This is a genomic window from Roseovarius gaetbuli (assembly GCF_900172365.1).
Taxonomy (GTDB): Bacteria; Pseudomonadota; Alphaproteobacteria; order Rhodobacterales; family Rhodobacteraceae; genus Roseovarius; species Roseovarius gaetbuli.
The window spans coordinates 41,539-63,406 of sequence record NZ_FWFJ01000024.1 but is presented as its reverse complement, the minus strand read 5'-3'; the positions used below and the strand labels follow the sequence as shown (position 1 = coordinate 63,406).

At 63.1% G+C, this 21,868-nt stretch carries 17 protein-coding genes and 1 pseudogene; 10 read left to right on the top strand and 8 right to left on the bottom strand.

Translation table 11 applies throughout. From position 1 onward, the window contains the following. Positions 1-237 precede the first annotated feature (237 nt). The 3 genes from ROG8370_RS12490 to ROG8370_RS12480 all read left to right on the top strand — a co-directional run bounded on the left by ROG8370_RS12490 (position 238) and on the right by ROG8370_RS12480 (position 3,678). Positions 238-1,461: a pentapeptide repeat-containing protein gene (locus tag ROG8370_RS12490; protein WP_170925236.1), complete on the top strand. Its 1,224-nt coding sequence runs from the start codon at positions 238-240 to the stop codon at positions 1,459-1,461. A 212-nt stretch (positions 1,462-1,673) separates the two neighbouring features. Then, positions 1,674-2,966: a serine--tRNA ligase gene (serS, locus tag ROG8370_RS12485; RefSeq protein ID WP_085827533.1), complete on the top strand. Its 1,293-nt coding sequence runs from the start codon at positions 1,674-1,676 to the stop codon at positions 2,964-2,966. Next, positions 2,950-3,678 (top strand): TspO-related membrane protein, encoded by a 729-nt coding sequence (locus ROG8370_RS12480; protein WP_085827531.1) that lies wholly within the window; start codon positions 2,950-2,952, stop codon positions 3,676-3,678. The genes serS and ROG8370_RS12480 overlap by 17 nt, the downstream gene beginning before the upstream one ends. A gap of 36 nt (positions 3,679-3,714) precedes the next feature. On the opposite strand, the gene der is transcribed toward ROG8370_RS12480, so the two are convergent. The 3 genes from der to ROG8370_RS12465 form a co-directional block, all read right to left on the bottom strand. Next, positions 3,715-5,175, bottom strand: coding sequence for a ribosome biogenesis GTPase Der (gene der, locus ROG8370_RS12475; protein ID WP_085827530.1), 1,461 nt, complete (start codon positions 5,173-5,175; stop codon positions 3,715-3,717). A 53-nt stretch (positions 5,176-5,228) separates the two neighbouring features. After that, positions 5,229-6,557: a PQQ-binding-like beta-propeller repeat protein gene (locus ROG8370_RS12470; RefSeq protein ID WP_085827528.1), complete on the bottom strand. Its 1,329-nt coding sequence runs from the start codon at positions 6,555-6,557 to the stop codon at positions 5,229-5,231. Positions 6,558-6,624: 67 nt separating this feature from the next. Beyond that, positions 6,625-7,332, bottom strand: coding sequence for a tetratricopeptide repeat protein (locus ROG8370_RS12465; RefSeq protein ID WP_245827361.1), 708 nt, complete (start codon positions 7,330-7,332; stop codon positions 6,625-6,627). Between the two features lie 200 nt (positions 7,333-7,532). Between ROG8370_RS12465 and ROG8370_RS12460 the strand changes: the two genes are divergently transcribed. The 3 genes from ROG8370_RS12460 (at position 7,533) to ROG8370_RS12450 (ending at position 12,931) form a co-directional block, all read left to right on the top strand. Continuing rightward, positions 7,533-8,768 carry an efflux RND transporter periplasmic adaptor subunit gene (locus tag ROG8370_RS12460; protein ID WP_085827527.1) on the top strand — a complete coding sequence of 412 codons (1,236 nt, stop codon included), beginning with the start codon at positions 7,533-7,535 and terminating at the stop codon, positions 8,766-8,768. Beyond that, the gene (locus ROG8370_RS12455) at positions 8,765-12,556 is read left to right on the top strand and encodes an efflux RND transporter permease subunit (RefSeq protein ID WP_085827525.1); all 3,792 of its coding nucleotides are present in this window, start codon (positions 8,765-8,767) and stop codon (positions 12,554-12,556) included. Before ROG8370_RS12460 ends, ROG8370_RS12455 begins: the two co-directional genes overlap by 4 nt. Positions 12,557-12,757: 201 nt before the next feature. After that, positions 12,758-12,931, top strand: a complete 174-nt coding sequence (locus ROG8370_RS12450) for a VPEID-CTERM sorting domain-containing protein (RefSeq protein ID WP_245827359.1) — start codon at positions 12,758-12,760, stop codon at positions 12,929-12,931. Here ROG8370_RS12450 and xrtE read toward each other — a convergent pair. The 5 genes and pseudogenes from xrtE to ROG8370_RS12425 all read right to left on the bottom strand — a co-directional run bounded on the left by xrtE (position 12,932) and on the right by ROG8370_RS12425 (position 17,677). Beyond that, positions 12,932-14,533, bottom strand: a pseudogene (gene xrtE / locus ROG8370_RS12445) (exosortase E/protease, VPEID-CTERM system). A 69-nt stretch (positions 14,534-14,602) separates the two neighbouring features. Continuing rightward, positions 14,603-15,268 carry an alpha/beta hydrolase gene (locus ROG8370_RS12440; RefSeq protein WP_085827523.1) on the bottom strand — a complete coding sequence of 222 codons (666 nt, stop codon included), beginning with the start codon at positions 15,266-15,268 and terminating at the stop codon, positions 14,603-14,605. Continuing rightward, entirely contained in the window at positions 15,265-15,894 is a 630-nt protein-coding gene (locus tag ROG8370_RS12435; RefSeq protein ID WP_085827522.1) for a DNA-3-methyladenine glycosylase family protein, read from the bottom strand. The genes ROG8370_RS12440 and ROG8370_RS12435 overlap by 4 nt, the downstream gene beginning before the upstream one ends. Further along, a complete protein-coding gene (locus ROG8370_RS12430) occupies positions 15,891-16,619 on the bottom strand; it encodes a cobalt-precorrin-6A reductase (RefSeq protein ID WP_085827520.1) in 729 nt (242 codons plus the stop codon). Before ROG8370_RS12430 ends, ROG8370_RS12435 begins: the two co-directional genes overlap by 4 nt. After that, entirely contained in the window at positions 16,616-17,677 is a 1,062-nt protein-coding gene (locus ROG8370_RS12425; protein WP_085827519.1) for a cobalt-precorrin-5B (C(1))-methyltransferase, read from the bottom strand. Before ROG8370_RS12425 ends, ROG8370_RS12430 begins: the two co-directional genes overlap by 4 nt. Positions 17,678-17,898: 221 nt before the next feature. On the opposite strand from ROG8370_RS12425, the gene cobA reads away from it, so the two are divergent. The 4 genes from cobA to ROG8370_RS12405 all read left to right on the top strand — a co-directional run bounded on the left by cobA (position 17,899) and on the right by ROG8370_RS12405 (position 21,815). Continuing rightward, entirely contained in the window at positions 17,899-18,774 is an 876-nt protein-coding gene (cobA, locus tag ROG8370_RS12420; protein WP_085827518.1) for a uroporphyrinogen-III C-methyltransferase, read from the top strand. After that, positions 18,762-20,027 (top strand): cobyrinic acid a,c-diamide synthase CobB, encoded by a 1,266-nt coding sequence (locus tag ROG8370_RS12415; protein ID WP_085827517.1) that lies wholly within the window; start codon positions 18,762-18,764, stop codon positions 20,025-20,027. The genes cobA and ROG8370_RS12415 overlap by 13 nt, the downstream gene beginning before the upstream one ends. 42 nt (positions 20,028-20,069) lie before the next feature. Next, positions 20,070-21,296 (top strand): MFS transporter, encoded by a 1,227-nt coding sequence (locus ROG8370_RS12410; RefSeq protein WP_085827515.1) that lies wholly within the window; start codon positions 20,070-20,072, stop codon positions 21,294-21,296. A 129-nt stretch (positions 21,297-21,425) separates the two neighbouring features. After that, entirely contained in the window at positions 21,426-21,815 is a 390-nt protein-coding gene (locus ROG8370_RS12405) for a hypothetical protein (RefSeq protein ID WP_085827513.1), read from the top strand. The last annotated feature ends 53 nt before the right edge of the window (positions 21,816-21,868 follow it).

Sequence of the window (21,868 nt, the reverse complement as noted above, 5' to 3'; positions counted from 1 at the left end):
CCTCAGAAAAATGAGCCTCCGACCCGGCTGCGGCTCATTTTTCTGAGGGTACGATCATAAAGCGATTCTTTCACGCTGAAGCGGGTCCGACTGGAAGTCGGAGGGTTTGCTCCACGGCGTGGATACTAAAAACCAACGCTGCGCGACTGGCTGGGTTTCGCGACGCCTTTCAACTATGCCGCCGCGCCGTGGTTGGGCCCTATCGTTTCCATCCTTATCTTTATGGTGGTTGGCGGGTTGTTCCTGCTTGCGCTTGCCTCTGCCTTTGGCCTGCTCTTCGCCGCTGTGTTTGGTTCGCTGCTTGACGTACCCGGCAGCAGCCTTGGCGTTGGTGGCGTCACCGTCGCCCTGATCGGCGCCCCCTTCGTGATCTGGCGCTCAGTCGTGGCGCAAAAGACCGTGAACGTCACCGAACAGGGCCACATCACCGACCGGATCAACACCGCGGTTCTGGGTCTTGGCGCGGAAAAAGAGAAAAATCGGTTGGGACGGGACTTTAGCTATGTAGTCAGCGGTGTTGTGCAACGCGACTTCGAGTGGCAAGATGAAGAATTGCTTTTGTCGCCTGACGCGGAAGATATTCAAAGAGTTCCGTGGCAACTATACAAAGAAACAGTACCCAACTTGGAAGTCAGGATCGGTGCAATCTATGCATTGGAGCGGATCGCACAGGACAGTGATCGCGATCATATCCAGATCATGGAAATCCTCTGTGCCTATATCCGCGAGAATGCCCGAACTAACGATCTAACTCCCACAGAGTCACCATTCGAAAACTCGGCACTACGTGTCGATCTTCAAACGGCTATTGATGTGATCGGTCGGAGGTCTAATGACAAAAAAGCTTTAGAGATTGCACAGAGACACAGACTGGACCTTCGGGGCACTGATCTGAGCTTCGCCAACTTCGCAAAAGGAGACTTTAGCGCCGCAATCCTAGCTGGTTGCAAGCTTGAAGCATGCACCTTTAGAGATACCGATTTGTCAGGTGCAATTCTGCATAATTCAGTTTTGAATTTTTCGGATTTTTTCCGGTGTAACTTAACTGGTGCGAAGTTAGACGGAGTTGTGATTAATAGACCGGTTCCGGTAGCAGGCGGGTGGACGGCATCCATTAATATGGCTGAACTGAAAGGTGTTTCCTTCCCAAGCGCCGATCTATCAGCACTTCAGTATCTTGGTACCGCATCCAAGATGAACCAGATGATGGATAGTAGCGATACAATACTATCTGGAAATTTGAAGCACACAATGCCAGATCAACACGTAATGGAAAAGAACATCTATCGTAGAATGGAAAATTTAGCAGAAAGCGATATTGACGACCTTACTATAATTGAAAATGTTGGATTCAAATATTGGTTTCCGTTTGATGCTAGTCGGGACATGGCATTTGCACCGGGAAGAAGAATGTTCCTTCAGGATATGGGGCTGAATTGTTGGCCCTACATCGAGGAATAGGTATGGCTTAGGCTATTGGAAAAAGTGGCAGGCGGACCCGGAGGGGTATGAGCCGCCGGACCCGCCGGGAAAGGATGAGAAGCCGGTTCAAACAGCTGGCAAGACCTCTGCGGCATGATGCGGCAAGGCGCGTGGGTTTCACCCACCCTACACACCCACAAAAAACTGGTGCATAAGGCGCTGACGACTCAACCACGCCAAGGATCAGACCCATGCATGATATCCGTGCCATCCGCGACACCCCCGATGCCTTTGACGGCGCCCTTGCGCGGCGCGGGGTGGCGCCGATCTCGGGGGAGATCCTTGCGCTTGACGAGGCCCGCCGCGCGCGCATCCATGCCGCCGAGACCGCGCAGGCCGAGCAGAACCGCGCCAGCAAAGAGGTCGGCGCGGCCAAGGCCAAGGGCGACGAGGCCGAATTCGAGCGCCTGCGCGCGCTTGTGGCCGACAAGAAGGCCGAGGTCGCCGCGATGCAGGCCGAGGCCAAGGAGCTTGATGCGCAGCTTAACGATCTTTTGATGGGCATCCCCAACCTGCCGCATGCGGATACGCCCGATGGTGCCGATGAGGCCGATAATGTCGAGATGCACCGCTGGGGCACGCCGCGGGTGTTCGATTTCACCCCGAAAGAGCATTACGAGCTGACCGGGGTCGTGCCGGGCATGGATTTCGAGCTTGCCGCGAAACTCTCTGGCAGCCGCTTTGTCGTGCTCAAGGGCGCCGTGGCGCGCATTCACCGGGCGCTTGCGCAGTTCATGCTTGATACGCACGTCGATGAAAACGGCCTGAGCGAGACCTGGACCCCGGTTCTGGTGCGCCCCGAGATGATGCTTGGCACCGGGCAGTTGCCGAAATTCGGCGAGGACAGCTATGAGACCACCAATGGCTGGTGGCTTGTGCCGACCGCCGAGGTGACCCTGACCAACACCGCCAATGGCGAGACGCTTGACGAGGCCAGCCTGCCGCGCCGGATGGTGGCCCATACGCAGTGTTTCCGCTCCGAGGCCGGCAGCGCCGGGCGCGACACCGCCGGAATGCTGCGCCAGCATCAGTTCGAGAAGGTCGAAATGGTCAGCCTGACCCACCCCGACCACAGCCGCGCCGAGCTTGACCGCATGACGCGCTGCGCCGAGGGGATTTTGGAAAAGCTCGGCCTTGCCTATCGCACGGTGGTTTTGTGCACCGGCGACATGGGCTTTGGCGCCCAACGCACCCATGACATCGAGGTCTGGCTTCCCGGTCAGGATACCTATCGCGAGATTTCGTCGGTTTCGGTCTGTGGCGACTTTCAGGCACGCCGGATGAACGCGCGCTTCAAGCCCGCCGCCGGTGGCAAGCCCGAGTTTCTGCATACGCTCAACGGGTCAGGCCTTGCGGTCGGGCGCTGTTTGATCGCGGTGCTGGAAAATGGCCAGAACGCCGATGGCTCAGTGCGCCTGCCCGAGGTTCTGCACGGCTATCTGGGGGGCAAAACCATGCTTCAGGCGGATGGCACACTTGCCTGATCGCGCCGCCGCGATCCTTGTCTTTGTGCTGGCGATAGGCTTTGCCCTGTCGCCGTTTGCCACCGGCGGATTTGCGGGGTTTCGTCCGGATCAGTTTCCGGTGCCACAGATCAACGCGCCGGTGCAACCGGCGGGCTATGCCTTTGCGCTCTGGGGGCTGATTTACCTCTGGCTGATCTTTGGCGCGGGGTTTGGCGCGATCCTGCGCGTTGCCGCCAGCGACTGGCGCCGCGTGCGCCTGCCGCTGATGGTGAGCCTTGGAATCGGCATCTTCTGGATTCCGGTGGCGCAGGTGAATGTTCTCTGGGCTACGGTGATGATCTGGGCAATGCTGGCTGGCGCGATCTGGGCACTTTTGCGGGCACATTACCGGGATCGCGTCTGGCTTGAAGGGCCCATCGGGCTTTATGCCGGCTGGCTGACGGCGGCAAGCTCTGTGGCGCTTGGGCTGGTGCTTGCGGGTTATGGCATTCTTGGTGCGCAGGCAGCGGCGATTGCGATGATCGGGCTGGCGCTGGTGATCACGCTTGCGGTTCTGGTGATCCGGCCCGGCACGCCAAGCTATGGGTTTGGCGTTGGCTGGGCCTTGGTCGGGGTGATCATGCGCAACCTTGAGACCAGCAACATGGCGGTGATTACGCTCTGTGTCGCGGGCCTTGCGGCCATCGCGATTGTCACATGGCGCGGTGCGCGCGCCCTGTCGCGCACCTGACCCAAGCCGGGCGGCGGTGCCCCGAAGGGCACCTCCTCAGGGTTTCGGCGCTTTGCCAAGATGCTTGCGCAGGCTTGAGGGCCCAGCCTTTTTCTTGGCTTTATACGGGTTCTTGTCCGACTGGCTCCGCATATAGAGGCGGATCGGCGTGCCCGGCATGTCGAAATCTGTGCGCAGGCCATTCACAAGATAGCGCGAATAGCTTTCCGGCAATTTGTCGGGATGCGAGCACATCACAACAAAGCCCGGCGGGCGGGTCTTGGCCTGGGTCATGTAGCGCATCTTGATGCGCTTGCCGCCCGGCGCGGGGGGCGGGTGCTGTTCCAGCATGCCCGTCAGCCAGCGGTTCAGCTGGGCTGTGGTGACCCGGCGGTTCCAGACCTCATAGGCTTTTTCCACCGCGTCGCGCAGCCGATCAAGCCCCTTGCCGGTCTTGGCCGAGACGGTGACAAGCGGTGCGCCGCGCAGCTGTGGCAAGAGGCGCTCAAACGACTCGCGCAGATGGCGCAGCTTTTCCTGTTTCTCGGGCTCGATATCCCATTTGTTGACCGCCACGACCACCGCGCGGCCCTCGCGCTCGGCGAGATCGGCGATCCGCAGGTCCTGTTGCTCGAAGGGAATTTCCGCATCCAGCAGCACCACAACGACTTCGGCGAATTTCACCGCCCGAAGCCCGTCGGAGACCGACAGCTTTTCAAGCTTTTCCTGAACGCGCGCCTTTTTGCGCATGCCGGCGGTGTCAAAGATCCGCACCGGAAGCCCATCCCAGTCGATCTGAAGCGAAATCGCGTCGCGGGTGATTCCCGGCTCGGGGCCGGTCAACAGGCGGTCCTCGCCGAGGATCTTGTTGATCAGCGTCGATTTGCCGGCATTCGGGCGGCCAACAACCGCCACCTGAAGCGGGCGCGCCTTGGTGGGTCTGCGATAGGTTTCTTCGTCTTCGTCGTCCTCATCAAGGGCGACGTCGACTTCGGGGGTCTCGGATTTGGCGCGCTCTTCAAAGGCGTCCGACAGCGGCATCAGCTGCGCATATAGATCGTTGAGCCCCTCGCCGTGTTCGGCCGAAAGGCGGATCGGCTCGCCAAGGCCAAGGCCGTAAGCCTCGTTGACGCCGACATCGGCGGCGGCGCCTTCGGCCTTGTTGGCGGCGACAATCACATGCGCCGAGCGTTTGCGCAAGATTTCGGCCAGCGTCTCGTCAAGCGGGGTGACCCCGGCGCGCGCGTCAATCAGGAACAGGCAGATATCGGCCATATCCACCGCCCGCTCGGTCAGCTTGCGCATCCGCCCCTGAAGCGATTCGTCGGTGGCATCTTCAAGGCCGGCGGTGTCGATCACGGTAAAGCGCAGGTCGCCCAACCGCGCGGCCCCTTCGCGCAAATCACGCGTCACGCCGGGCTGGTCATCAACCAGAGCAAGGCGTTTGCCGACAAGGCGGTTGAACAGCGTGGACTTGCCAACATTCGGGCGGCCCACGATGGCGAGGGTAAATGTCATCTTTATTTCTGCTCCGACACGGGATCAAGCCGGTCTGATACAGGATCGCGCGGTCAACGGAAAGCCAGCAATTGGCCCTTTTTTGAAACGACGTAAAGCGTGTTGCCCGCAACGACCGGATTGCTGGTCGCGCCGCCGGGCAATTCGACCGTGCCACGCGGCAGGCCCGAGGCCGGATCGAAGAACCGCAGCGCCCCGTCGCCCGAGGCCACGATCAGCTGACCACCGGCAATCACGGGGCCAAAGTGACCGACGATATCGGACTGACGGCGCGGCCGCTTGTTCTTGAACAGCGGCAATTCATGACCCCAGATGCGGCGGCCATCCTCGGCGGCCAGACGCACAAGCTCGTTGCGGTCGGTGACCATGAAGAGCGACTCACCCGCAGGCCAGACCCGATTGAGCGGGCCTTCGGTCGCGGTCCAGATCCGGGCGCCATTGCCAAGGTTAAGCGCGACTGTGCGCCCCGAGTGGCTTCCGGCATAGACGCGCTCGCCCACGACCACCGGATCGCCGGTGATATCGTCGACTCGCGCGCTGGCCACGCCAAGCCGCTCGCCCGCAATCTGTGCATCCCAGAGACGCAGGCCACCCTTGCGGAACGCGCCCTGAAGCTCGCCTGCGCCGAAGGCAAAGACCGCGTATTTGTCGGTGATCGCCGGGGCCGGACCGCCCAGAACGTTGTGAATATCGGGCGAGCCAGATAGCTGCCAGCGGATGCGCCCGGTGTCGGTTTCCAGCGCCCAGGCGACATCATCGCCGGCCACCACGTAAACTAGATCGCCAAAGACCGCAGGGGTGCCGGTGCCTGCGGCGCCAAGCTTCTGCTGCCAGATGACGGCGCCGGTGGCCGGATCAAGCGCGGTGAGCAGGCCAAAGCCCGAAGACACAAACAGCTTGTCCGCGCCATAGGCCAGACCGCCGCCGCTGGCATTGGCCGCGCCCTCGTTCGGCGGGGTGATATCGGTGGACCACAACAGCGCGCCTGCGGTCGAAACGGCGCTGATCTGGGCCTGTGCGTCTAGCGTGAAAACACGCCCGCCCGCGACAACCGGATCGGCGGTGATGCGCACGCGACGCCCGTCACCGGCGCCGATATTCACCGCCCATGCCAGTTGCGGATTGGCCCCGAGGGCCGGATGGCTTGTGCGGGTGGAGGCCGTGCCGATGGCCTGGGGCCAGTCTGCATTCGCCGTGGCGGCGGGCAAGGCGACAAGCTCGACGCTGTTCTCGGGGGTCACATTGGCCTCGGCCTGCCCCGCATCGGTTTGCAGAACCTCGCGCAGCCCCTGGCGTTCGCCGGGCAGGATCTGCGCTTTCTTGTTACAGGCGGTCAGGGCAAGGACCGTTACCAGCCCAAGGATCAATCCGTTGCGTTTCACTAGTCTTGCCCTCACTTTTCGCCCTTTAGCGCCGATCGGGGGCTTGTCCCCGTTTGCGCGCCGCGTCTTATTCGGTTACCGCCGCATCCACCTGGGGAATGCCTGCGGTTTCGGGCAGCTCGCCGCCCAAGGCCACAATCACTTGTGTGGCGCGCCGACGCAAGCCCGCTGTGGCCTCGGCGTCAGCGACGATTTGCATCATCCGCTCAAGCGCTGCATCCTTGTCGCCGGTTTCAAGATCAATCAGGCCGAGTTGCTCTTCGGCCAAAAGCCGCACAAGCCCGCCCGAGCGCGCAAGCCCGTCCATCAGGGTGCGGCGGGTCGCAACGTCAAGCCCCGACCCCGGAAGTGCAACCGCCTTGAGCGTGGCAATCTGGCGATAAACCGGATCGGTACCCTCGCGCTCGGCCATCGCCAGAAGGCGTTTGGCGGCGTCTTCTGGGGCCTCTGACGCGGTCTCGGAGGCGGCCAAAAGATCAAGAACCGCCTGCGCCGAGGGGTTGCTCACGATGATGTCGCCAAGGGCCTGCGCACGTGCGTCACGCTCATCAAGCGCAAGCGCCGCGATGATCTCGTCGCCAAGCGCCTGTGCTGCGTCACGGGCCTGCGCCTTTTTCCATTCGTTCCAGGCCGCGCCGCCGACCAGCAGAAGGATCGCCAGAACGGCGATCCAGCCATAGCGGCGCATGTACCCGAACAGACGGTCGCGGCGGACCTCTTCTGTGACTTCTTCAATGAAACTGTCGCTGTCGCTCACGCCCCGGCCCCCCTGCATTTTTCCCCTCTTAACCCGAAGCCCCGGCCCTGCCAAGGGGCGGCGGGCCCTGCCGTGACAGAGCGGCTTGCGAGCGGTTGAAGAAAAGTTTAATCTGAACCGGTCAGTTTAGCGCATGACGGATGTAAGCCCCCGCATGCGCCGTTGACGTGCATAATGGTGGTCATGTGGTGCGCCGCGCCCGGTCGGAAAGTTGCAAGATGCGTATAGTCCCTATTTTGATTGCCATCCTGGTTTCGGCGCTGATCTATGCCTTTGTGTTCGAGCGCGAGCGCCTTGTCGCGCTGTTGCCCGCGCCTGCGCCCGTGGCGGATGAGACCGCAAGCGCCCCCCCCGAGACAGAGGCGCCGAGCACCGCGCCGGACAAGGTTGGCGTCGTCGCCATCCATAGCCAGGCGCGGGTGATCGACAGCGCGGTGATCCTGCGCGGGCGTACCGAGGCCGACCGGCTTGTCGAGTTGCGCGCCGAAACCTCCGGCCTCGTGATCTCGGAGCCGCTGCGCAAGGGCGCCTTTGTGGCCAAGGGCGATCTTCTGTGCCGCCTTGATCCGGCGGCGCGCAACGCCAATCTGGCCGAGGCCCGCGCCCGCCTTGCCGAAGCGATGACCCGCGTCCCCGAGGCCGAGGCCCGCGCAGCCGAGGCCCGCGCCCAGCTTGCAGAGGCCGAAATCAACGTCAACGCCGCCGAAAACCTTGAACGCGGCGGTTTCGCCTCGCAGACCCGCGTGGCCGCCACCCGCGCCGAACTCAGCTCGGCGCGCGCCTCGGTGCAATCGGCCAGTTCCGGGCTTGAGGCCGCGCGCGCAGGCATCGAATCGGCCCGCGCCACCATCAGTGCCGCCGAAAGCGAGATTGCCCGCCTTGAGATCACCGCGCCCTTCGAGGGCGTGCTGGAAACCGATACCGCCGAAATCGGCAGCCTTCTGCAACCCGGCGCGCTTTGCGCCACGGTGCTGCAACTTGATCCGGTCGCGCTTGTCGGCTTTGTGTCTGAAATGCAGGTTGCCCGCGTCGAGCGTGGCGCCATGGCCACTGCGCGGCTTGCCTCGGGTCAAACCGTCGAGGGGCGGGTGACCTTTCTGTCGCGCGCCGCCGACAATACCACCCGCACCTTTCGCGTAGAAATCGAGGTGCCCAACCCGGGCCTTACCCTGCGCGACGGTGAAACCGCCGAGATCATGATCAGCGCCGAGGGCAAGACCGCGCATCTGTTGCCGCAATCGGCGCTTACGCTTGATGATGAGGGCACGCTTGGGGTGCGGATCGTCGATGGTGAGAGCCGCGCGCTCTTCACGCCCATCACCCTCTTGCGCGACACGCCGCAGGGGGTCTGGATGACCGGCCTGCCCAACCGCGCCGACGTGATCGTGATCGGTCAGGAATATGTCACCGACGGCGTGCCCGTCCGCCCCGCCTATCAGGAGCTTGGCCAATGACCGGCATCGTCGATTGGGCCGCTGCGCGCGCGCGCATGGTGCTGGCCTTCGTCGTGCTGTCGATCCTGGCGGGCACGCTGGCCTATGTCGGCCTGCCCAAGGAGGGTGAGCCCGATATCGAGGTGCCGGCGCTCTTCGTTTCGGTCCCATTCCCCGGAATTTCTGCCGAGGACAGCGAGAAATTGCTGGTCAAGGTGATGGAAACCGAGCTGAGCGATCTGGACGGGCTCAAGACCATGACCGGCACGGCGGCGGAAAACTATGGCGGCGTGGCGCTTGAGTTCGAGTTTGGCTGGGACAAGACCAAGATTTTGGCCGATGTGCGCGACGCGATGGACACCGCCGAGGCCGAGTTTCCCGATGGCGCCGAAAAATACACCCTGCGCGAGGTGAACTTCAGCGAATTCCCGATCATCATCGTCAACCTCAGCGGCCCGGTGCCCGAACGCACCATGGCGCGGCTTGCCAAGGACCTTCAGGACACGCTTGAAGGCATGGAATCGGTGCTTGAGGCGGGCATCGCGGGGAACCGCGACGAGATGGTCGAGGTGGTGATCGACCCGCTGCGCCTTGAGGCCTATAACGTCACCGCGCTTGAGCTGATCAACGTGGTGCGCAACAACAATCAGCTTATTGCCGCAGGCGAAGTCGATAATGCGCAGGGCACGTTTTCGGTCAAGATTCCGTCGTCCTTCGAGGAAACCCGCGATATTTACCGCCTGCCGATCAAGACCAATGGCGACCGGGTGGTGCGGCTTGGCGATCTGGCGACGATCAACCTGACGTTTGAGGATCGCATCGGCACCGCGCGCTTCAACGGCGAGACCACGGTGGCCTTGCAGGTGGTCAAGCGCAAGGGCTTCAACATCATCGACACCGCCGATCTGGTGCGCGCCGAGGTCGCCCGCGCCGCCGCCCGCTGGCCCGACGAGGTGCGCGCGGCGGTGACCGTGGGCACCTCGAACGATCAGTCGCGCACCGTCGCCTCGATGGTAAGCCAGCTTGAAGGCTCGGTCCTCACGGCGATTGCGCTTGTGATGATCGTGATCCTGGCGACGCTTGGCATCCGCCCCGCCCTTTTGGTGGGCTTCGCGATCCCGACCTCGTTCTTGCTGTGCTTTGCCCTTTTGGCGATCATGGGCGTGTCGATTTCCAACATCGTGATGTTCGGCCTGATCCTTGCCGTAGGCATGCTGGTGGATGGCGCCATCGTGGTGGTCGAATATGCCGACAAGCGGATTGATGAGGGCGCCGGCCCGATGCATGCCTATGTGGCGGCCGCCAAGCGGATGTTCTGGCCGGTGGTCAGCTCGACCGCGACCACGCTTTGCGCATTCCTGCCGATGCTGTTCTGGCCGGGCATGCCGGGGCAGTTCATGGGCATGCTGCCGGTCACGCTGATCTTCGTGCTGAGTGCCTCGCTTTTGGTGGCGCTTGTCTATCTGCCGGTGCTGGGCGGCGTCACCGGGCGCACCGAGCGGTGGTTTGACACGCGGATCGGGCAGATTGCCGGGCTGTTCTGGCCCTGGCACCTTTTGTTGTTTCCGATTTCGGTCGGCGCGCTCATGCTTGCAGGCGCGGGTGCGCCGACCCTGCTGGAAAATGTCAGCGCCAGTTTCGCGGCAATGGACAGCGCCGAGATCCTTGGATCGGTGGTGCCGACCCTTGCCACGGTCTTTGCGCTTTTGCTTGGCGTGGTGGTTCTGGCCATCATCGGGATAAGCGGTGTCGTGACGCTGTTCATGGCGCTACTGGCCATCGGTCGCCGCTTTGGCAATCTGGGGCGCGCGATGATGCGTCGCGTGCTGCCCAATCGCCGCCCGCGCGTCAAAGCGGGCTATCGCCGCTCGCTCTTTGGCCGGGTGATCCATCTGATCACCGGCAATCCGGTCTCGCCGCTGCTGGCGTTTTGCGCTATCTTCGTGCTCGTCGGCTCGGTTCTGATCTATTACGTCAACAACAACAACGGCACCGAATTCTTCGTGGAATCAGAGCCGGAACAGGCCATCGTCTATGTGCGCGGGCGCGGAAACCTGTCGATTGATCAAAAGGACGATCTGGTCAAACAGGTCGAAGAGGTCGTGCTGGCGCATCCCGGCGTGCAGACCGCCTTTGCCTTTGCCGGGGATGGCGGGCTTAACAACAACACCGGCGGCGCACAGCCGCCCCGCGACACCATCGGTCAGGTCCAGCTTGAAACCATCCCCTGGGATGAGCGCCCGGTGAAGCGCGAAACCTGGTTCACCATTCCGCTCCTTGGCTATGAGGTTGGCCGTGCGGTCAAGGACGAGGCCTTTGACGGCGACACCATCATTGCAGAGCTGACCACGAAGCTTGAGAAAATCCCCGGCATCAAGATCGAGATCCTCGGCAAGGCCCGCGGCCCGGCTTCGGCCAAGCCGTTGCATCTGCGCCTCAAGAGCGATGACTGGGACGCGCTGATCGGATTTACCGAAACGGCACGCGGGCATTTCGATGAAACGACCGGTCTGCACAAGATTGAAGACACCCTGCCCCTGCCCGGCATCGACTGGCAGATTGATGTCGACGTCGAAAAGGCCGGCCGCTTTGGCGCCGATGTGGCGACCGTCGGCGCGATGGTGCAGCTTGTGACCCGCGGTATCCTGCTTGATACGATGCGGGTCGAAAGCAGCGATGAGGAGATCGAAATTCGCGTGCGCCTACCGGAAAAGGACCGGGTGCTCTCGACGCTTGATTCCCTCAAGGTGCGCACCGCGGACGGGCTTGTGCCGCTGAGCAATTTCACCACCCGCACGCCGGTGCAAAAGCTGGCCCAGATCGACCGCGTCGATCAGACCCGGTTTTTCGACATCAAGGCCGCCATTGTTGACGGGCTGAGCAAGACCACCACCGATGCGCAGGGCCATGACATCACCGTGCCGATCACCGCAAATGAGCGGATCGAAGAGCTGACCCAATGGCTTGAGAGCGGCGTCATGCCCGCCAATGTCACCTACGAATGGACCGGCGACGCCGAGGATCAAAAAGAATCCGGCGCCTTCCTGCAAAAGGCCTTCATGGGCGCTTTGGGTCTGATGTTCATCATCCTGCTGGCGCAGTTCAACAGCGTCTATAACGCGGTTCTGGTGCTTTTGGCGGTGGTGCTTTCGACCACAGGCGTTCTGATCGGGATGCTGGTGATGAACCAGCCGTTTTCGATCATCATGACCGGCACCGGCATTGTCGCGCTTGCCGGGATCGTGGTGAACAACAACATCGTGCTGATCGACACCTATCAGGAATTCAGCCGCTACATGCCCCGGATCGAGGCGATCACCCGCACCGCCGAGGCGCGCATCAGGCCGGTTTTGCTGACCACGATCACCACCATGGCGGGGCTTGCGCCGATGATGTTCGGCCTCAGCCTTGATTTCGTCGCCGGTGGTTATTCCTTCAACAGCCCGACCGCGCTCTGGTGGAAACAGCTGGCGACGGCGGTGGTGTTCGGCCTTGGCATTGCCACGGTGCTGACGTTGATCTTTACGCCGGCGATGCTGGCGATGCGGGTCTGGGCGGGCACCTATGTTCTCTGGGCGGCGCAATTGCTGGCGAAACTGTCGATGGGCCGCAGCAGCCGCGCCGCGCGCGATTGGGCGCTCAGCCGCGCCGCGCGCCGGGTGCATGCCCCCGAGCTTGTCTGGCCGGATGAGAGCGCGCCCGACATCGGCTATGTCGAAGAGGCCGACACGCCGCCCCCCGATCTGGAGGACCTCAAGCGCATTCTTCAGAGCCGCGACCCGAACAAACCCCTGCGCGCCGCCGAGTGACTCGGTCGCTCAAAGGCGGGGCCTCTGTCTGATTCTTCGACACAGCCCCCTTAACTTGATCGAAATCGGAAACAATCAAACACCCCGGCCCGTTTCGTTTCACTCAACGTGCCAGAAACGCCTCCGCCCTTGAAATGTGACCAATTCTTGGCAAATATGTGGCGGCATACAGAGCGAAAAGCATTCTGGGGAGACGGCATCATGTGGCATTGGTTCACCTATTATTACGGCGGAAGCACGAGCGGCTCCGGCGGTTCGACCACAACGGCATCTTCGGTGCCCGAAATGGATGCCGCAAGCGGCACGCTGGCGATTGCCGTGGTACTGGCCGCGCTTGTTCTGGCCTGGGAAATCAAGCGCCGCACACGGGCCTGATCAGGTCAGCGACCAGTCGCCCCGCCAAAGGGCGACACCTGCGATAACAGCATTGGCAACAGCATGGGCGGCAATGGCATCAGCCAACCGCCCTTTGCGCATGTAAAGCAGCGAAAAGACAAGCCCCGCAAGCCCGGCCTCGATCCAGCGACCATGCATCGCGGCGAAAAGCGTGGCCGAGACCAGCACCGCGATAACCCGCGAGGCCACCCCGCCCTGATCAAGGCGCGCCTGAATATAGCCGCGAAAAAACATCTCTTCGATCAGCGGCACAAGCATCACCGTGCCGAAAATCCGCAAACCCGCCCAAAGCGCCAGAGCCGCCCCGCCAAGCGGCATCAGGCCAGCATCCGGCGCAGGCGCGCTCGGCGCGCTTATCACCCAGAGCACGCCAACACTTAGCCCCGCCACAATCGCCAAGCCGCCCGGCCGGGCAAGATAGCGCATTGCGGTCGCGCGCGCCCATTAGAGCGCGCCCAGCATCATCGCCACCTGAAGCGGATAGCCAAGTGTCGGCGAGGACCAGAATGCCTGAACAACAAGTCCCGAGAGGGCGAATACGATAAAGGGCACAATCCGCCCGGCCACGTCATCCTGTGCCAGCGGGGCAGCAGGTTCTCGTTCGCGCTCCAGATCGCGCATCACAAAGCTGCTGCGGCTGACCAGAACCAGCACGCCAATCGAGAGGGTCGAGAACATTAGCCAGCCGGCAAAGCTGTGAAAGCCGTTGACCGCAAGTTCTGGCGACAGATGCGCGCCGATCAACAGAAGCGCGGTGATGCGCAGCACGTTGAACACCCAGCTTGTCAAAAGCGCCAGCGGCCAGATCACCAGCCAGAACCGCTTGAAGCGCAACTCGTCGCGAAACAACGCCGCAAACAGCGCAAGGAAGACGGTGATCAGGACAAAGCCCTCGATCCCCGAACAGCTATCGGCGACCCTGACCAGAAAATCATCCGCCCCGATCACATGCACGCTCGGGTCCGCCGTCACCCGGTCAGAGACCAGCGACAAGAGGACGACAACGGCGATAAAGGTGATGTCGGTCAGAACCTGCTGATACCAGAGCGGCCCGAGCAGAACCACGAGGCCCGGCAAGACCGCCGCAAGCCCGAACAGCGCCAGGAGCGACCGCGCCCGCCCGCGCAGCCAGTGCCGCCAAGCGCCCGGCCTTGCCAGCCAGAAAAGACCGCCAAATGCGGCCAAAGCCGCGCCAAGCACAAGCACCGGAAACACAAGGTGAAACGCCGCGTTCATATCCGCCGGGGCCACCACGCCAAGCGGCGCAAGGATCAGCGCAAAGCCAAGCCCATGCACCAGCCCGGACATCCGCCCCCCCGGTGCGGTGCGACAGATATCGGCAAAGTCTTGGCGCGCGCGCGGTCGCGCCCAAAGGTAGATGCCAAGCAGGAAACTGACGCACATGACCCCAAGCGCCAGCCCGCGCAGACCTCGGCAGGCGCCCTCAATCGCGGTCTGGCGGCATTCAATCTGGCTCAGAACCTGAAAGGCGAGGATCACCACGACCATCTCGGCCACGTATAACGCGCCGAGCCAAACCGCCCGGGAGGGCTGAAACCGGGTCTGTGTTGCCTCTGTCATGGCGTAAAGTCCTAATGCCGACAGATGATCGCAATAAGGCAGGCTTTGGGCAATTTGCGGAAGGCGGCGTTAAAGCCCGAGCTTGTCGCGCATAAAGGCAAGCGCAACGCTCAGGCCATCCGGCGCAATCCCGTGGGCGGTGCCCTTCATGATATGGGCATAGACATCCTGCCAGCCGGCCCCTTGAAGCGCCTCGGCCGCTGCGGGCAGAGATTGCACCGGCACCACGTCATCGGCGTCGCCATGCAGCAACAGGATCGGCGGGCGGCTCACGGTGTCGTCCTGCAACATCTCGGGCGACAGCAGGCGCCCGGAAAAAGCAACGATTCCCGCCACCGGGTCTTCACGGCGCGGCGCCACATAGAGTGACATCATCGTGCCCTGCGAAAAGCCGAACAGCACGACCTGTTCCGGCAAGAGATCCTCATCCACCATCAACGCATCGAGAAACGCGTTCAAATCCTCAGAGGCGGCCATCAAGCCGCGATGCGACTCTTCCTCGCTTGATCCGTCGATCCAGGGGATCGGAAACCATTGCAAGCCAAACGGCATGCCGGGAATGGATTCCGGCGCATCGGGGGCCACGAACAACGTGTCGGGAAGATGCTCGCCCAAAGGATCGGCCAGCCCCAAAAGGTCGGCGCCATTGGCCCCATAGCCGTGCAAAAACACCACAGCCGAGCGGGTTTCGCCCGAAATCGGTTCCTTGCGCTCTGCTTTCAATACACGTGTCATCTGATCCCTTCCCTGTCCTTCGCGACCCGGTAGTAGGCCCATAAAAGCCGCGCCGCAACCGATCGCCACGGGGCCCAGTCCTCGGCCATCTGCCGGAACGCACGCTCTTTCGGGCGATCGGACAGGTCATAAAGCAGGCGCGCGGCCTCTTGCAACGCAAGATCACCGGGGGCAAAGACATCGGCGCGCCCAAGGCTGAACATTGCGTAAATTTCAGCCGTCCAGACGCCGATACCGGGCACCTTGGTCAGCGTCGCGATCACCTCGGCGTCGGGCGCGCTGCGCAGCGCGGCATAGTCAATCTCGGCCTCGGCCAATGCGCGGGCATAACGCGCCTTCTGGCGGCTAAGACCCTCGGCGCGCAGGCTCTCCTCGGATGCGGCCAGAACCGCTTTCGGCTCGCTTAACCCTGCGGTCTTGAGCCGGGTCCAGATCGCATTGGCAGAGGCGACGCTGACCTGTTGGCTGACGATCGCGCTCAACAGCCGCTCAAACCCGTCCTCCGTGCGCCGGAGAGGCAGGGGGCCGGTCTGCGCATAGGCCATTCTCAAGCGCGGGCAGATGCCAGAGAGAAAGGCGGCACCCTCCTCTACATCGGCGTCGGTATCGATGATCCGCCCGGTCATAGAGCGTTGACCCAGGCCAAAGCCGCCTCGACGGTTTGCACGCGCGGCGCATCGGGTTGGGCGGGGCGGTTGATCACAACCACCCGAAGGCCAAGATCGCGCGCCGCCACGAGTTTCGACATCGGCGCACTGCCACCGGCATTCTTGACCACAAGCCAGTCGATGGCGAGGCGCTTGAACAGCTCGCGCTCATGCTCTTCGCTGAACGGCGGCCGCCCAATGAGGTATTCACCGTTTTCAAACGGGAACGCCGCCTCGGGCGGGTCGATCTGACGACAGATAAGATAGCACCCGGCGAGGTTCGCAAAGCGCTCAAGCGTTTGCCGCCCGGTGGCCAGAAACACCCGCGCACCCTCGGGGATATGGGCGGCGGCGTCTTCCTCGCGGTCGATGAACACCCAATTGTCGCCGGGGCCTGCCGTCCATTCGGGGCGCAACAGCTGGCAATAGGGAATGCCCTGCGCCGCGCAGACCGCTGCACTGCGGTTCGAGATATGCGCGGCAAAGGGGTGCGTCGCGTCAAGCACCGCCCGGATCCCCGCCTCTTGCAAGTAGCGCTGAAAGCCCTCTTCGCCGCCAAAGCCGCCAATCCGCATCGGCACACCAAGCGCGCGCGGCGCCCGCGTGGCCCCCGCGAGAGAGGCCACGACCGCATGCCCCTGCTCGCTCAAGGCACGGGCCAATGTTTGGGCCTCGCCGGTGCCTGCCAGCAACAGGATCGTCATGCGCCCGGCCCCGGCACACCTGCGCGCGCAAGGATAACGCCCTTACGGTCGATCACCACCGTATCAACACCGACCTCTTCGGGGAGCATCGCCCGCACCTTTTCAAGCGCGGTTTGCGCCACCCAGATGGCCATAGTTTCCCCAACCTCTTCATGGGCTTGCAAGGCAGTGTTCATGTACTTCAGGTCGGGCATGCCAAGCACGTCGGCCAAGGCGTCAAAATCCACCTGACTGCGCCCGGAATGCAGGTCGCGCGCGCCCTGCGCCAGTTTGACCATCTTGCCGATGCCGCCACCAATCGTGACATGCGGCAGCGGGTGCTTGGCCAGGTACTTCAACAATCCACCGGCAAAATCGCCCATATCCAGCATGGCATGATCCGGCAGGCCGTAAAGCTGTTGCACCACCGTCTCGCTGGTGGCCCCGGTACAACCCGCCACATGCCCCAGGTCGGCACCACGCGCCACGTCGATCCCGCGATGAATAGAGGCGATCCAGGCGGCACAGGAAAACGGCCGCACAATGCCGGTGGTGCCAAGGATCGACAGACCACCCTTGATGCCAAGGCGCGGATTCCAAGTCTGCTGCGCAAGCGCCGCGCCACCGGGCACCGAAATCGTGATCTCGATATCGGGGCGCTCGCCAAGCCGCTCGGCGGTGTCGGCAACGGTGGCCTGGATCATCTGGCGCGGTACCGGGTTGATGGCGGGTTCTCCGGGCGGGATCGGCAGGCCGGGCATGGTGACCACGCCCACGCCCTCGCCCGCGCGAAACACGACGCCCCCCTCGGAGTGCGCCACCCGTGCGATGATCATCGCGCCGTGGGTGACATCCGGGTCATCGCCCGCATCCTTGATCACCCCGGCCTCGGCCCAACCCTCGCCCTGATCGGCATGGGCGATGGCAAATTCCGGCGTTTCGCCCTTGGGAAGGGTTATCACCACCGATTTCGGGCAAGGCGCGCCCCATAGCATTTCAAGCGCCGCGCGCGTGGCAGCGGTGGCGCAGGCGCCCGTGGTCCAGCCGCGGCGCAGGGGGGTATCGGGTTTGCGTGCCATATCTAGCGCGGACTATAGGCGCGCCGCCGCACAAGGCCAATTGCCAAATCCACCGCGCCGCTCTTTCGCTACGCGCCCCTTCTTCTTGCCCTAAATATCCCCGCCGGAGGCTCCTCACCTGCCCGCATGCGGAGCGCGTGAAGTGTGAACATGTCGCTCTTCCCCCCACCTTGCGTCGCTTGCCACCTTTTCCCCCGGACAAACTCGCGGCATATAGGGGCATGACCGACTCGCATCCCTCTTTTCCCACCCGCCTTGCCGGGCATGACTGGCCCGAGCTGAAACCCGGCTGGGTCTGGCTTTGCGGCGCCGGCCCCGGTGATCCGGGGCTGTTGACGCTGCATGCGCTCAATGCGCTCAATCAGGCGGATGTGGTGATCTATGACGCCCTAGTGCAGCAGGATATTCTGGCCTGGGCGCCGCAGGCGCGCCACATCTATGCGGGCAAGCGCGGCGGCAAACCCTCGGCGAAACAGCGCGACATCTCTTTGCAACTCGTCGATCTGGCACGCGCCGGTCACAAGGTGCTGCGCCTCAAGGGCGGCGATCCGTTTGTCTTCGGGCGTGGCGGCGAAGAGGCGCAAACACTGGTGCAACATGGCGTGCCGGTGCGTATCATCCCCGGCATCAGCGCGGGCATCGGCGGGCTGGCCTATGCCGGCATCCCGGTGACGCATCGCGACGTCAACCAATCGGTAACCTTTGTCACCGGCCATGATCAATCCGGCGAAACCCCCTGTTCCCTCGACTGGCAGGCGATCGCCAAGGGCAGCCAGGTCCTTGTGATCTACATGGGCATGAAACACGCGGCCCAGATCACCGCCTCATTGCTCGCGGCGGGCCGCCCGGCGGATGAGCCTTGCGCCGTGGTATCCTCGGCCACCACCCCGGATCAAAAAGTGCTTGAAACCACCCTTGGCCAGATGGCCGCGGATATCGAGGCCAGCGGGATGGAGCCGCCGGCGATCCTCTGCGTCGGGCGGTCCGTGCTGATGCGTCAGGTGCTTGACTGGCAGGGCATGATGGCGGGCGATGCACCGCGCGATCTTGATCCGCTCGGGCGCGGCCTTCCGGCAGAGGTCTCATGCCCGGGCTGATTTTGGCCGCTCCCTCATCGGGCGCGGGCAAGACAACCGTGACGCTGGCGCTTTTGCGGCTCTTGTCGCGCGAGGGTCTCGCCGTGCGTGGTGCCAAATCCGGCCCCGATTACATCGACCCCCGTTTTCACGAAGCCGCCTGTGGCGCGCCCTGCCCCAATCTTGATGCCTGGGCGATGTCGCCTGAGCGGCTTGCCGATCTGGCATCCGGTGAGGGCCTTTTGATCATCGAGGGGGCAATGGGCCTGTTTGACGGGGCCCCGCCCGACGGGCGCGGCGCCGTGGCCGATCTTGCGCGCACGCTGGCGCTACCGGTGGTGCTTGTGGTGGATGCCGGACGCATGGCCGGTTCTGTCGCGCCGCTGGTGGCCGGTTTTGCCGGGTTTGATGCGTCGGTTCGGGTTGGCGGTGTCATTCTCAACAATGTCGGCTCCGAGCGCCACGAGGCAATGCTGCGCCGCGCGCTTGCGCCCCTCGGCCTGCCGGTTCTGGCCGCCCTGCGCCGCAACCCCGCCCTTGCACAGCCCTCGCGCCATCTTGGCCTGGTGCAGTCGTCAGAGCGCGCTGATCTAGAGACGTTCCTGAACACGGCGGCGGATGCGCTTGACACCACGCTTGATCGCGACGCGCTTTTGGCTCTGGCCAGCCCCTTGCCCGCCCCCGGAAAAGCCGCCCGCCTTGCACCACCAGCGCAGGTGATCGCCGTCGCTCAGGACCGCGCCTTTGGCTTTGCCTATCCGCATATGCTGGCCGATTGGCGCGCGGCAGGGGCAGAGGTCAGGTTGTTCTCGCCGCTCGAAGACGAGCCGGTGCCGGAGGCCGGATTCGTGTTTCTGCCCGGCGGCTATCCCGAGCTGCATGCCGGGCGGCTCAGCAACGCTCACACCTTCATGCAAAGCCTGAGACTCGCCGCGCAAAACGCTGATATTTATGGGGAATGCGGCGGATACATGACCCTGGGTGAGGGCCTGGTCGACGCGGAGGGCACGCGCCACGCCATGGCAGGCCTCTTGCCGCTTGAGACCAGTTTCGCCGCACGTAAACTGCACCTTGGCTACCGGCGGCTCACCGCCCCTGACGGGCCGTTTCGCGGCGCATGGGCCGGGCATGAATTTCATTATGCCAGCACCCTGCGCGCCGAAGGGCCGCCGCTGTTTGCCGCTGAGGACGCCGAGGGCGCCGCCCTGCCCGATATGGGATTGAAGCACAGCCGGGTCAGTGGCTCGTTCGCGCATCTGATCGACCGGCGCTAATTGCGCTTGCGGCGCCTGCGCGCGCGGTCTAGCACTTTGCCCATGACAGACACCGTCCTTATCCCCGACATCCCCGACGATAGCCGCGCCCGGCGCAATGTTGCCGTTCTGGTCGCCGCGCAGGCAGTGTTGGGCGCACAGATGCCGATGATCTTTGTCGTGGCAGGTCTCGCCGGGCAATCTCTGGCGAGCAATATCTGCTTTGCCACCCTGCCGATTTCGCTGATCGTGCTGGGCTCGATGCTTTCGGCGACGCCGGTTTCGCACCTGATGCAGACCTACGGGCGGCGCGCGGGGTTCATGCTTGGCGCAATGGCGGGCGCAGTCGGGGGCGCGATCGGGGCCTACGGGTTATATGTCGCCTCGTTTCCGCTGTTCCTTTTCGGAAGCCTGATCACCGGCACCTATATGTCGGCGCAGGGGTTTTACCGCTTTGCCGCCGCCGATACGGCCAGTGACGGCTTTCGCCCCAAGGCAATCTCTTACGTGATGGCAGGCGGTTTGCTGAGCGCCATTATCGGCCCGCAACTCGTCAAGCTCACGTCGCAGGCGATGGTGATCCCGTTTCTCGGCACCTATCTGGCGGTGATCGCGCTCAACCTTGGCGGCGCGTTTTTGTTCCTGCTGCTGGATATTCCCAAGCCGCCGGTTCCGTCGCTTGATGCGCCGCGCGGGCGGACGCGGATGGAGTTGCTGAAAACCCCGCGCATCGCGGTCGCCGTGATCTGTGCGATGGTCGCCTATGCCTTGATGAACCTGGTGATGACATCCACGCCGCTGGCGGTGGTCGGCTGTGGCTTTACCGCCAATCGCGCCGCAGATATTGTCACCGCCCATGTGCTGGCGATGTATATCCCATCGTTCTTTACCGGCCACCTGATTGCCCGGTTTGGCGTCGAGAAAATCGTGGCGACCGGCCTTTTGATCCTGGCCGCTGCGGGCGCGGTGGCTTTGCAGGGCATCGAGATCGGTAACTTCTTCGGTGCGTTGATCCTCCTTGGGTTTGGCTGGAACTTCGGCTTTATCGGCGCCACGACCATGCTCGCCGGGGCCCACGCCCCGCACGAGCGCGGCCGAATGCAGGGGCTGAACGACCTTCTGGTCTTTGGCGGCGTAACCTTCGCCTCGCTCGCCTCTGGCGGCTTGATGAACTGCTCCGGCGGCGATGCTCAGGCCGGCTGGACCGCGGTCAATCTCGCCATGGCGCCGTTCCTGGTACTGGCAGGCGGCGCGCTGATCTGGCTGATGCTGCGCCCGAAAGACGCGTGATCGCTTAGAGGTGGCTGTCGCGTTTGAGTATTTTCAGAACGGTGAAAGACATGTTGCGCTCTTTCATCGTTCCCTGAAATACTCATTTCCAAAGGGCCTGCCGCAAACGCCAACCGAATTGGGGATCACATGATTTTGGATATCTGGCAAAGCTATCGGCGCCTGCCCCTTTGGGTGCAGCTTTGGGTCGCGCTGGTCCTTGTGCCGGTGAATGCCGCCTCGCTGGTGTTTTGGGGGGCGCCGATGGGGGCCTGGCTGGCGGTCATGGCGGTTGGGGCGATGCTCTTGAATGGTGTCATCATGCTGGTGGAGCGCGGGTTTTCAAAGATGATGGCGCTGCCGCATGTGGTGATCTGGAGACCGCTTCTCGTGCTGATCCTGTGGCTTTTAATGCAGGGCGATCTCGCGCCGGGATATGGGCGTTATCTCATGATCCTGCTTGCGGTTGATCTGTTTTCACTGGCGCTGGATTATGCCGATACGGTGAAATGGCTGAGGGGCGAGCGCCACATTGCGTGACGCTGGCCCTAGGCGAGGCCGCCCAACCGGGCTGAAGAGCGGCCCCAATTTTT